Source organism: Amycolatopsis sp. WAC 04182 (assembly GCF_003947465.1).
Lineage (GTDB): Bacteria > Actinomycetota > Actinomycetes > Mycobacteriales > Pseudonocardiaceae > Amycolatopsis.
In genome coordinates, this window is record NZ_QHJJ01000003.1 from 1,352,617 (window position 1) to 1,365,575 (window position 12,959).

Here is a 12,959-nt window from a genome sequence, read left to right on the forward strand (position 1 = left end):
TGCTCACAACGGGATGTTTCCGTGTTTCTTGGCCGGGAGGGTCTGCCGTTTGGTCCGCAGCGCGTGCAGTGCCCTCGCCACCTGAAGGCGGGTCTGGGACGGCGTGATGACCTGATCGACGTAGCCGCGTTCGGCCGCCAGGTAGGGGTTCGAATGCCGTTCGCGGTACGCCTCGGTGAGCCGTCGCCGTTCGGCGGACCGCTGTTCCGGGGGCAGCGCGGCCAGTTCGTGCCGGTGCAGCACCCGCACCGCGCCCTCGGCGCCCATCACCGCGATCTCCGCGGTGGGCCAGGCCAGGTTGACGTCCGCGCCGAGATGTTTCGACCCCATCACCGCGTAACCGCCGCCGTAGGCCTTACGGATCACCACGGTCACCTTCGGCACGGTCGCCTCGGCGTAGGCGTAGATCAGCTTGGCGCCGCGCCGGATGATCCCGTGCCGCTCCTGCGCCTCACCGGGCAGATAGCCGGGAACGTCGGCGAGGGTGAGGATCGGGAGGGAGAAGGCGTCGCAGAACCGGACGAACCGCGCGGCCTTCTCCGAGGCGTCGATGTCGATCACGCCCGCCCGATGGCGCGGCTGGTTGGCCACGACACCGACCGTGCGGCCCCGGATCCGGCAGAACGCGCAGATCATGTTCGGCGCGAAGCCGCCGTGCACCTCCATGAAGTCGCCGTCGTCGACGAGCCGGACGATCACCTCGGCCATGTCGTACGCCTGGTTCAGCGAATCGGGCACCAGCCGGTCGAGTTCGAGGTCGGCGGCGGTGAGTTCGGGCGCGGTCTCGTCGGCGTATTCCGGGACGGCGTCGAGGTTGTTGGACGGCAGGTAGCCGAGCAGGGTCCGCACCCAGTCGATGGCGTCGTACTCGTCGGCGGCCCGGTGGTGGGCGTTCCCGGAGACCTCGCTGTTCACCGCGGCGCCGCCGAGCCGCTCGGCGGTGACCCGTTCGCCGCTGACGGCGTGCACGACGTCCGGCCCGGTGACGAACATGTGCGCGGTCTCGTCGACCATCACGGTGAAGTCGGTGATCGCCGGCGAGTAGACCGCGCCACCCGCGCAGGGGCCCATGATCAGCGAGATCTGCGGGATGACGCCGGACGCGAGCGTGTTGCGCCTGCCGAGTTCTGCGTAGTAGGCGAGCGAGACGACGCCTTCCTGGATCCGGGCGCCGCCGGAGTCGTTGATCCCGACCACGGGACAGCCCAGCGTCATCGCCAGGTCCATCACCTTGAGGACCTTCTCGCCGAAGACCTCGCCCATACTGCCGCCGAACACGGTGAAGTCCTGCGAGAACACACAGATCCGCCTGCCGTCGACGGTGCCGTGCCCGGTCACCACCCCGTCGCCGTAGGGCCGGTTGGCGTCCATCCCGAATTCGGTGCACCGGTGCCGGGCGAACTGGTCGAGTTCGACGAAGGAACCCGGGTCCAGCAACTCCTCGACACGTTCACGCGCGGTCAGCTTCCCCTTGGCGTGCTGCCGGTCGACGGCCCGTTTCTCGGCGGTCCGGAGCTCTTCCCGGCGGGCGTCGAGATCGGCGATCCGGAACGCCGTCGTGTCGGTCATGATCTCGCCGTCCTCGGCGCTCCGAGCCGGGCCGCGAGTGCCGCGGCGACCACTTCGACGTGCGGCGGGTCGATCATCGACAGGTGATCGCCTGGTACCCGCACGACCTCCAGATCCGGGCAGAAGGCGTCCCAGCCGAGAGTGTCGTCGGTGCGCAGGTACCGCGGATCGAGGGTGGTCGTCAGCGGATGCGGTTCCTGCGCGCGCAGCAACAGCACCGGCCCGGCATAGGGTTCCGGCTCGTAGCGTTCGGCGACCCGAGCGTCCACATAGGACTCGTACTGGTGCCGCAGCACGCCGTGTCCCAGCTCGGGCACCTGAGCGGCCAGCCTGCCGATCACCAGCCGGATCTGGTCGTCGTCGCCGAGCCCGGCGAGTTCTTCACGCGAGATGTCCAGCGGGACACCGTAGGTCCGCTCGACGTGCTCCGCGAACCGGCCGAACCGGTCCAGCAGGATCTCCCCCACCGGTTTTCCCGGCGCGTGCAGCGGCAGGATGCTGTCGATCATGAACACGAGATCGACCCGCTCACCGGCCGCGGTCAGCCGCCGCGCGGTCTCGTAGGCGAGGCAGCCGCCGAACGACCACCCACCCAGCCGGTACGGGCCGCGCGGCTGGATTTCCCGGATCAGCTCGACATAGCACTCGGCTTTGTCCTCGACGGTGTCCTCATCGTCGATCCGCTCGAGCCCGTAGACGGCTCTGTCCTCGGGCAGCAGGCGGACGAGCCCCTCGTAGACGCTCGTCGGACCGCCCGCCGGATGGAACAGGAACACCGGATCCGTGCCGCCTTCGCGCAGCGGCCGGACAGGGCACCCTCCGCGTCCTTCGATCTCGTCGCGCAGCAAGTCGGCCATCGCGGCGATGGTCGGTGTGGCGAAGACCTGTTCGGGAACGGCTCCCAGCTGCCCGGCGATCACGGCCCGCAGCCGCTCGGCCGCATCGGTGTCGCCACCGGCGGCGAAGAAGTCTTCGTGGACGCCGGGCTCCGCGCCACCGAGTTCCGCCTGCCAGTGCCGGGCGATCCAGCGTTCGGCCGGATCGCGTGGCCCGGCGGACGTGACCGACGCGGCAGGCCGGGCGCCTGTCTCACCGAACCCCGCCTGGTCGGCGAGATGGTCGGCGACTTCGGCGAGGCCCGCGCCCCGCAGCAGCAGCGGAATCGGCAGCGTCAGGCCGAAGTCGCGTTCCACGACTCCCCTGGCGCGCAGTGCGGCGAGCGAGTCCAGGCCGAGCCGGGTGAGCGGTGTCCGCCGGTCGATCTCGTCCGCGGCGAGGCCGAGCATCCCGGCGACGAGCCCGGCGAGGTAGTCGGCCAGCATCTCGCGGGCGGCTTCCGGGAGGACCGCCCGCAGCGCGTCCAGTCCGTCCCAAGTGGACGGTCCGGCTGCCTGCTCCTCCCCCGGTACCAGGAGCTCGAAGAACGGCCGTCCGGCCAGCCGGGGGAACAGGGCGAGCACGGTCCCGGGGTCGACCCTGGCGATCCCGGTCGACGCGCGGTCACGGCGCAGCACGGCCTCCATCGCCGCCAGCGCCTCCTCCGTGCCGAGCGGTTCGAGCACCGGGTTGCGGTTGCCGACGGCCGCTCCGGCCTCGCCCCAGGCTCCCCAGCCGATGGTCGCCGCCGGCAGTCCCGCGGCGCGGCGCCACGCGACCAGGGCGTCCACCCACGCGTTCGCGGTGGCGTAGGCGGTCTGTCCCGGTGATCCGAACAACGCCGCCGCCGACGAATACGTCAGCCACCAGTCGAGTTCGTGTCCGGCCGTCGCTTCGTGCACTCGCCACGCCCCCAGCGCTTTCGCACGCCAGACGGCCTCGACGGCGTCGGCGTCGAGGGTGACGGCGGCACCGTCGGACAGCACACCGGCCGCGTGCAGCATCCCGCGCAACGGCATGCCACCTTCGGTCGCGGTCGCGACCAGCGCTTCGGCCGTCCCCGGCTCCGCGATGTCACCCGTCACCACGCGGACGTCGACGCCCTGCTCGCGCAGGTCCGCCAGAAGCGGCTCGACGGAAGGGCGCGCACCACGCCGTCCGGATAGGACGAGCCTGGTCGCGCCGCGCTCCGCCAACCAGTCCGCCGCGACCAGGCCGAGGCCGCCGAGACCACCGGTGATCACGTAAGCACCATCGCGCACCACGGTCTCGTGGCGCGGTTCGCCGAGTTTCGGACGGGCCAGCAGCCGCGTGTACCGCACTCCCCCGCGCCAGGCGATCTCGTCGTCCGGCGCGTCCGCGCGGATCTCCGCCACCAGCCTGGCGACCCACAGCCGGGCAGGATCCGGCTCGGCGTCGAAGTCGACCTGGCTCGCGCGCAGTTCGGGATGCTCGAAGGCGAGGACCCGGACCAGTCCGCGCAGCCAGGCCTGGCCGGGGTCGCCACGCTCGCCGGGTTCGAGGGCCGAGGCACCCGTGCTGACGAGCCACAACCGCGGCGCGGTTTCGACCAGTTCGGCGAGGACGCCGGAGAACTCGGCGACCTTCCGCGCCGCGCTCATCGGGTCGGCCGAAGTCCCGGCGCAAACGAGGACTCCCGACACCTCGCGGGATCTCAGGACTTCCGCGAGCGCCTTCCGGTCTCCAGGCCGAACCGTCACCAGTTCGTCCCCGGCTTCGGTGAGCCGCTCGCGCAACGCCGTCAGCCACGGCGCGTCTTCGTGCAGCACGACCCAGCGACGCGAGCCCGGCGCCGCCACCGGCAGGTCCGCCTCCCGCCAGACCGTTTCGAACAGCAGCTCCGCCATGGGCACCGGAAGCGCCGAACGCTGGAACCGGCGGCAGTAGACCTCGCGGAACTCGACCAGCACGACGTCGTCGGCGTCGACCAGCTGGACACCGCCGACCAGGCCGTCACCCGCCGGATCGAGCGAATCGAGGACCGCGTCGACCCGGACACCGCGGCGCGGATCACCGGCGAGGACGACCTCGCCCAAGGTCAGCGGCAGGAAAGCGCCGTCGGCTTCGCGCAGCGCGTCCCCGGCCGCGGCGGCCAGCGCGTGCAGGCAGGCGTCGGCGATCACCGGGTGCAGGACGTAGGCCGGATCGTCGGTGGGCAGCGTGATCGACGCCGAGGCCCGGCCAGGCGCGGCCAAGACGTCGCGTAGTCCTCGGAAAGCGGGACCGTAGCTCTGCCCCGCCCCGGCCAGCACCTGATAGAGGTCGATCGGCCGGGCGTCGCCGCCGACCGCGCCGAACGGCACCACCGCGGTGTTCCCGTCGCGGACGCGGGCGGTGGCGTGCCGCACCCAGCCGCCGTCCGCGGACCGCGCGTAGACGTCCACGCTTCCGGTGTTCAGGCTGGTCGTCACCTCGGTGTGCGCGGCGAGCGGGAGGACCCGGTGCAGTTCGAGACCGCCGACGCGCAGCCGCCCGCCGGGCCGCTGGACCGTTTTCGCCGCCGCGAGCGCGAGTTCCAGGAATCCGGCGGCGGGGAACAGCGGGACACCCATCGCCGCGTGGTCGGCCAGCCACGGCAGCGCCTCGGTCCCGACGTCCGCGCGCCACAGGTGCCCGCCCGTCGGCTGTTCGATGTGGACGCCCAGTAGCGGATGTGCGCCGCTCCGGGCCGCCGGGCGTCGCGGCCAGAACCGCCGGTGCCGCCAGCGCGGTCCTGGCAGTTCGACCGGCAGCGGACGGGGGCCGCCGTCGTCGAGCACGACGGGCAGCCCGAGGGTGTGGAGCCGGGCGAGCGTGGTCAGGAACGCCACTCGCTCGTCACCCTTGCGGCTCGCCGTCGGAAGCGCGAGCGCGCCGGTGCTCTGCTCGATCGCGGCCAGTGCCACCGGATGCGGCGAGATCTCGACGAAAACGCCGTACCCGTCGGCGGTCGCCGCCGCCAGTGCCTGGCTGAAGCGCACGGGACGGCGCAGATTCGCCGCCCAGTACTCGACGTCGAACACCACTGACCTTTGTGGATCGTCGAGAACGCTGCTGTAGCAAGGAATCTCCACCGGTCGTGGGGAAAGGTCGCCGAGTTCGGCGCGGAACCGGCCGAGAACGGCGTCGACGGCTTCCGAATGGCCCGCGCCCCCGACAGGCAGCCGCTTCGCCAGCCTGCCGAGGCTCTCGACGTGCGAAACCAGCGCCTCGACCTGTTCGGCGCCGCCGCTGACAGTGCACTGGAACGGCGAGGCGTAGACCGCGACGGTGATGCCGGGGAAGTCCGTTTCCAGGTCGGCGAGTTCGGCCGGGGACAGTTCGACCACCGCCATCGCGCCGTCGCCGGACGCGTCGACCTCGGCGAGCAGCCGGGCGCGGGTGGCCATCACGCGCAGGCCGTCGGCGACGTCCAGCGCCCCCGCGACGACGGCGGCCGCGACCTCGCCCATCGAATGCCCGAGCACCGCGGCCGGGACGACGCCGTGCGCGCGCCAGAGTCCGGCGAGGGCCAGCTGCATCCCGAACAACGCGAGCTGCGTCGCCGCGAGATCCGGCAGGTCACGCACGCCGGAGAACACCTCGCTCAGCGTGAACCCCGCTTCGGCGCGGAACACCGGATCGAGTGCCTCCACCTCGGCCCGGAACGCGGGCTCGGTGCGCAGCAGGACGCGGCCCATCCCGGGCCACTGGGAGCCGTAGCCGGAGAAGACGAACACGACACCCGGCACAGGTCCTGCCTCGCCGAGGACGACGTCGCCGCTCTCGCGTCCGGCGGCCAGTTCCCGCCAGGCGGCGGCCACCCGGTCGCGTTCCTCCGCGATGACCGCGCCACGGATGGGGAGGTGTTCACGGCTCCGGGCGAGTGTCGCAGCGACCGTGTCCAGCGGGATCGACCGGTGGGCGGGGTCTTCGAGCCAGTCCGCCAGATCGGCGGCCCGCGCCCGGAGGACCTCGGCCGAGCGCGCGGACAGCGCGAAGATCCGCGGCCGCCCGGTCTCCGTCCCGCGAGGGGCGAACGACGCGGCGGGCCATTCTTCGAGGACGACGTGGGCGTTGGTGCCACCGAAGCCGAACGCGGAGACGCCGGCGCGCACAACGTCGGAGTAGCGGGGCCAGGCCGTTCCGGTGTCCACCACCCGGAGGCCGAGACCGGCGAAATCGACATGCGGACTAGGTTCGTGATGATGCGGGGTCGGCGGCAGCCGCCGGTGGACCATCGCGAGGACGACCTTGATCAGCCCGGCCATCCCGGCCGCGCCCTCCAGATGACCCAGATTCCCCTTCACCGAGCCGATCAGGAGCGGGCGGGCGAGTTCGCGTGCGGATCCGAGCACCGCTCCGAGCGCGCTCGCCTCGATCGGGTCCCCCACCTCGGTCCCGGTCCCGTGCGCCTCCACGTAGTCCACAGTGGACGGCTCGACGCCCGCCGCCGCGTACGCGTCCCGTAACAGGTCCGTCTGCGCGCCAGGGCTGGGCGCGACGAGACCGTTGGACCGGCCGTCGGAGTTGACCGCGCTGCCGCGGATCACCGCGAGCACCCGGTCTCCCGCGCGGCGAGCGGCTTTCAGCGGTCTGAGCACGATCACGCCACAGCCCTCGCCGCGGGCGATGCCGTCGGCGGCGGCGTCGAACGGTTTGCAGTACCCGTCCGGGGCCAGCACCCCAGCCCGCTGGAAGGACGCGGTGACCGCCGGTGAGAGCAGCAGGTTGACCCCGGCGGCGAGCGCCGTCCCGCACTCGCCGCGACGGAGGCTCTGCACCGCTTGGTGCACCGCGACCAGCGAGGACGAGCACGCGGTGTCGACGGTGAGACTGGGCCCGCGCAGGTCGAAGAAGTACGACAGCCGGTTGGCGGCGATACTCGTCGCGGCACCGGTGGCGGACCAGACGTCGACGGCGGCGGGATCGGCCATCGTCAGGTGGCCGTACTCGCCCGCCGAGAGCCCGACGAACACCCCGGTCCGGCTTCCCCGCAGCGTGGACGGCGGGATCCCGGCGTGTTCCAGCGCCGCCCACGCCACTTCGAGCAGCATCCGCTGCTGGGGATCCATCGCTTCGGCCTCGCCCGGGGTGATGCCGAAGAACTCGGCGTCGAAACCGGCGATGTCGCCTAGGAACCCGCCACGTGCGGGGATTTCCCAGCGCTCCTCCGGAACCTCGCGGATGCCGTCGCGTCCCGAGTCCAGGAGCCGCCAGTAGCGTTCCGGGGAGTCCGCCCCGCCCGGCAGGCGACAGCCGACGCCGACGATCGCGATCGGTTCCTCTTCACGGCCTTCACCGCTCACGATCGCCGACTCTTCCACTGTGGACAGACGGTCGGCGAGGGCGGCGATCGTCGGGTACTGCCACACCAGGGTCTGCGGCAACGGGCGGCCGAGGTACCGGCCCAGCTCCGCCGCCAGTTCCATCGACTCCCGCGAGGAAAGCCCGCTCTCGTGCAACGGCCGGTCCGGATCGACGTGGTCCGCGGGCGACCCGGTCCGCTCCGCCACCCGCGCGACGAGCCAGGCACGGATCTCCGCGGTCACCCGAGCCGCCGCGCGGTCAGCGAACCATCCGAATAGGACTCTCGGCACCGGGCCCGGCTGATCTTGCCGCTGGAGGTGCGCGGCACTTCGCCCGGGGCGAGGAAGACGACGTCGTGCGGCCGCAGCCCGTGCACGGCCGAGACCACCCTCCGGATCTCCGCGGTCGCCACGGCGAGGTCGGCCTCGGTCTCCTTGGCCCGCTCCACCAGCACGACCGCCGCTTCACCGTCTTCGTGCCCGATCGCGAAAGCCGCGGCGGAATGCGGCCGGACCGCGGGATGCGACTCCACGGTCTGTTCGATGTCCTGCGGATAGTGGTTGCGGCCGTCGACGATGACGAGGTCCTTGAGCCTGCCGGTCATGAACAGTTCGCCCTCGTACCGCACGCCGAGGTCTCCGGTCGCGAGCCAGCCCGCGCCGGAGTCCGGATCGATCGGCGGCAGGCCGAAGACGCCGTCGGAAGCGGCAGGCCGTCCCCAATAGCCCACCCCGACGTTCGGGCCGTTGACCTGGATCTCCCCCACCCTGCCCGGTTCGACCAGCGCGCCGGTGACCGGATCGGCGATGCGGACCCGTTGTCCCACCGGGAATCCGCAGGAGACGAGCGTGGTGGACGCCGCGCCGGGGAGCGCCGGCGCGGCCAGCCCGGCGGCGAGGCTGTCGCGGTCGAAGGCGACCTGCCGTGGCTCCTTGCCCGCCTCGGTGACGGAGACGAGCACCGTGGCCTCGGCCAGCCCGTAGGAGGACCGGTGCACCTCGGGGCGCAGCCCGCATTCCGCGAAAGCGCCGTGGAACTTCGCGATGGTCGAAGGGAGAACCGGTTCGCTGCCGTTGATCAGCGAGACGACCCGGCTCAGTTCGAGGTAGCTCTTCTCGGCCTCGGTGACCCGGGAAGCGGCGTAGGCGTAGGCGAAATTCGGTGCCGCGCTGATCGCGCCCGGGCTGGCAGAGAGCGCGCGCAGCCACCGTGACGGACGTTCCAGGAAGGCGTGCGGATCCATCAGGACCGACGCCGCGCCCGACGCCAGCGGCGCGCCGATCCCGAGGATCAGGCCCATGTCGTGGAAGAGCGGCAGCCAGCTGACGGTGGAGGTCGTCCCGGTTTCGATCGCGTAGGCGTCGCAAGCCTGACGGGCGTTCGTGAGCGCGTTGCGGTGGGTCAGCATCACGCCGGCAGGCGTCCGCGTGGAACCGGACGTGTACTGCAGGTACGCCACTCCGTCCGGTTCCGGTCGCGGCCAGGAGCGATCACCGGCCGCGACCGGGGCTGTGGTGTCGACGGCGAGCACGGCGGGCCGCTCGAAATCCGTCGAGGCGAGGAAACCGGCGGCGTCGTCGAGTCCGTCGGTGGTCGTGAGCACGACCCTCGGCGCGCAGTCGGCGAGCACGGCCGCCAGCCTGCCCGCGTGCCCGGGGAGGCCAGGCGAGAACAGCGGGACCGCGACCAGCCCGGCACGGATCGCGCCGAGGAAGGCGACGACGTAGTCGACGGACTGCCGGGCCAGGATCGCGGCCCGGTCCCCCGGGCCGGTGAACCCGGTCAGCCGGGTGGCGAGGGCGTCGACCCGGTCGTCGAGCTCACGCCAGGACAGGGTGATCGCCCGGCCGTCCGCCCCGGCACGATGGTCGAGGTAGGTCACCGCGACGTCGTCGCCCAGCCGCCACGCCCAGTACCTCAGCAGCGTCGCGAACGACTCCCCGCCGCGTGCGTCGTCCGGCGCGTGGGCGGCGACGACCGATTCCGAAATGGTTTCCATGGCCCCTCGTTGTGACGACTCGTGCAGGAGCGGGTGAATTCGGAACGGCGCCGTTGCCGAAAGCGGATTCCATTCCGGAGACCGTTCTTTATCTGCCCGGAACTGTATGGACGTCGCGGGAAGAGTGTCAATGAAAGGATGATGGAACGCGGGCGAAAACGCGGACGTGCTCACGGGGACGTGAGAAAGGGGGCACTCCGCTTGTCACTTGGGGACGAAATGTCCGCGATTCAGAGCCAGCCCTGCCGGGACGCCTGCGCTCCCAGCTGGAACCGGGTCCGCGCGCCGAGCAGTTCCTGCAACCGGCTGATCCGCCGGAGCACCGTCCGCTCACTGATGCCGAGCTCGCGCGCGATCGCCTCGTCGGTCAGGCCTCCGCTCAGCAGCGCGAGCAGGCGGCGCGTGGCGACGGTCGGTTCCTGCGCCGCTTCCGCGTCGTCCGGACCACCCGCCCGCACGGGCACGGCCATCCGCCAGAACGAGGTGAACAACTCGATCAGCGCACTCAACAGCATCGACGGATGGATCAGCAGGGCGAGCACGTCACCGGCGTCGGAATTCGGAACGGCGATCAGCGCCCGGTTGCTGTCGGCGATCACCAGCTTCAGCGGCAGCCCGGGGAACACCCTCGCCTGCTCCCCGAGGGCGATACTCGACTGCACCTGGGCGAAGCCGTCGTCGTGCTGCAGCACGGACGAGTCGTAGACGACGCGGTACGCGATGCCGCGCGCCATCGAACCGGGCTGCACCGTGCTCACTTCGGCCTTCGGGCTCATGTACGACCCCGGGTCCAGCGCGACGATGTCGACGCTCGCCTGGGTCTGCATGGCTTCGAAGGTGGCGATCACCTCTTCCCGGCTCCGCAGCACCTCGACGAAGTCCGCGTCGCGGCCCGTCCGCAGCGCGTAGGCGGCGCCGAGCACCTCGGCCGCTTCCCGCGCGCGGATCGCCGCGGCCTCGTGCTGCGCCGCGAACGCCGACAACGCCGCGCGCGGCGGGCACACCTCGACCCCGGACGCGCCTGCCCGGACCAGGCCGAATTGCTCCAGCTCCGCCAGCTCGGCGCCGGGCGTGATCGGGCGCCCGTCCAGCAGGGCCCGGTACAGCTGCTCGGCCTCCATCGACAGGCCTCGCGACTCGGCGAGCATGACGCTTCTCCTCCCCCACCCCGGGATCGATCGGCGTGACATCGATGTCACGCCCGGCGGACCGGCTGTTTCCGCTCACCGGTCATGAGGGGGAAAGGCGCGTGATCGTGCGCCCGAACCGATAACGAAAGCGTCACAGATCATGCCGGAGAGGCTCCCGCGAAACCGCGGGAGCCTCTCGTGTGGCCACTAGGACTCAGGCGTTGGCGGGCAGGCCCTTCTCGTCCGCTTCCGGCGTCGCGGTGCCTTCCAGCAGCTCACGGACGATCTCGTTCGCCTTGCGCACCTGGGGCGTGATCATCTTGATCTTGATCTTCCCGTCGTGCCCGAGGTGGCCGCCGACCTCGGCCGTCTTGTCCTCACCCGGCAGCGGCAGGCCCTGGCAGCCGGTGAACTTCTTCTTGGGCGTGAGCCCGGTCTGGAAGTAGGCGACGATCGGGTCGTCGACGCAGTCGGTGTTGTACGGGAAGATCCCGTGGCTGCCTTCGTTGTCGACGCTGATCATCTTGGCGCCCGGCAGGCCGTTCGCGGTGGCGAGCGCGCCCTCGTACGGCGTGGCCGCGTCGAGTTCGGTCTGCGCGATCAGCAGCTTCGGGAACGTCTTGGCGTCCGGCGCCGGCTTGGCGTTGGTGGTCGGCCAGAACGCGCACAGCGGCGCGCCCGACAGGGCCATGATCGGCGCGATGAACGGCGCGTTCACGGTCAGGTCGGCCTGCCAGTAGTTCCAGTAGTGCAGGTTCTGGTTCCACTGGCCGTCCTGGCAGCGGATCGCCTCGAACGCGGCGTCCCAGGTCTCGACCTCGGCGCCGCCCTGGTAGGAGGCCTTGCGCTCGACCGAGTCCTTCTTCGCGATGGCCTCCAGCGCGTTGCCCTTGGCCTTGTTCAGGAACGCCTTGTTCGCGTCGGTCAGCCCGGGCGTGGCGAGAGCCTTCGCGACGACCTGCTCCAGCTTCTCCGCGTCGGTCCCGGCAGGCGCCGGTCCCTTCGCCAGCGCGGCCACCATCGAGGCCGCCGAGGGGTACTGGCTGGTGTCGTACATCGCCGGGATGATGAACCACGCGGCGTACAGCATGCCCGCGAATTCCCGGGTGCCGCCCGCCTTCTCCCAGTTGCGCCGGATCTCGAGCGGATCGGTGCCCGCCTTGTACTTGGCGTCGTTGCGCGCGACGTAGGGCAGCAGCGCCTCCTGGAACTGGCGGTCACGGCTGCGCGGCTGCAGGTCCCAGGTCTTCTCCAGCGTCGAGCGGCTCGCGTCGGTCGACGAGTCGAGCAGGAACCGGTGCGCCTTGGACGGGAACGTGGTGGCGTACCAGGTGCCGAGCCACGTGCCGTACGAGTAACCGATGTAGCTGGTCTTCTTCTCCCCGAGCAGCACCCGGATGAAGTCCATGTCGTACGCGGTCTGCTCGGTGGTGATGAACTTCGTCAGCGGATTCTTCAGGCAGCCCTCGACCTTCGCCCGGCTGATCACGTTCTGGTCCGTGCTGTCCGGGACGGTGTAGCTACAGGTCAGCGGGGTGCTCTGGCCGACGCCGCGGGGATCGAAACCGACGAAGTCGTACTGCGAAGCCAGCACGGGGCTGCGCATCGCCATCGCGGCGCCCCACGGGAGGCCTTCGCCGCCGGGTCCGCCGGGGTTGACCAGCGCGATGCCCTGCCTGCCGGTGCCGGGGTAGGCGGTCGCGGTCTTGGAGACGCGGACGCCGATGGTGTTGCCGTCCTGCGGGTCGTGCCAGTCGCGCGGCACCTGGACGGTGGCGCAGGCGAGGCCCTTGACCTTCTTCAGCTCGGCTTCCGTCGCCGGCGCGACCGAGGGGAACGAGCACTCGCCCCAGGCCACGGCCTGCTTGGTCAGCGCGCCGGCGAGCGCGGCGGTGTCCGGCTCGGCCTTGGCCGCGGGTGCCGCACCCGCCGCCGGAGCCAGCACCAGGCCGGAGGCCAGGATCGCACCGGCGACCACCGCCACCGTGCCCCTCCGCGTCTTTCTCGTACTACTGATCACCATGATCCCTTTCGACAGGAGCCCCCGACGTCCGTACGTGAAGTAAAGACGGGTGATCAGCTTTCCCACACGGCCG

General features: G+C 71.3%; 5 protein-coding genes. All 5 read right to left on the reverse strand.

Annotation, left to right across the window (positions count from 1 at the left end; translation table 11 throughout):
* Positions 1–3 precede the first annotated feature (3 nt).
* A complete protein-coding gene (locus tag DMH01_RS19920) occupies positions 4–1,569 on the reverse strand; it encodes an acyl-CoA carboxylase subunit beta (RefSeq protein WP_125678712.1) in 1,566 nt (521 codons plus the stop codon).
* Positions 1,566–7,976 (reverse strand): type I polyketide synthase, encoded by a 6,411-nt coding sequence (locus tag DMH01_RS19925; protein ID WP_125678713.1) that lies wholly within the window; start codon positions 7,974–7,976, stop codon positions 1,566–1,568. Before DMH01_RS19925 ends, DMH01_RS19920 begins: the two co-directional genes overlap by 4 nt.
* Positions 7,973–9,733 (reverse strand): fatty acyl-AMP ligase, encoded by a 1,761-nt coding sequence (locus tag DMH01_RS19930; RefSeq protein ID WP_125678714.1) that lies wholly within the window; start codon positions 9,731–9,733, stop codon positions 7,973–7,975. Before DMH01_RS19930 ends, DMH01_RS19925 begins: the two co-directional genes overlap by 4 nt.
* 230 nt (positions 9,734–9,963) lie before the next feature.
* The gene (locus DMH01_RS19935; RefSeq protein ID WP_125678715.1) at positions 9,964–10,881 is read right to left on the reverse strand and encodes a helix-turn-helix transcriptional regulator; all 918 of its coding nucleotides are present in this window, start codon (positions 10,879–10,881) and stop codon (positions 9,964–9,966) included.
* Between the two features lie 196 nt (positions 10,882–11,077).
* On the reverse strand, positions 11,078–12,847 hold the full coding sequence (locus DMH01_RS19940) for an alpha/beta hydrolase (protein ID WP_125678716.1): 1,770 nt from the start codon (positions 12,845–12,847) through the stop codon (positions 11,078–11,080).
* Positions 12,848–12,959 lie beyond the last annotated feature (112 nt).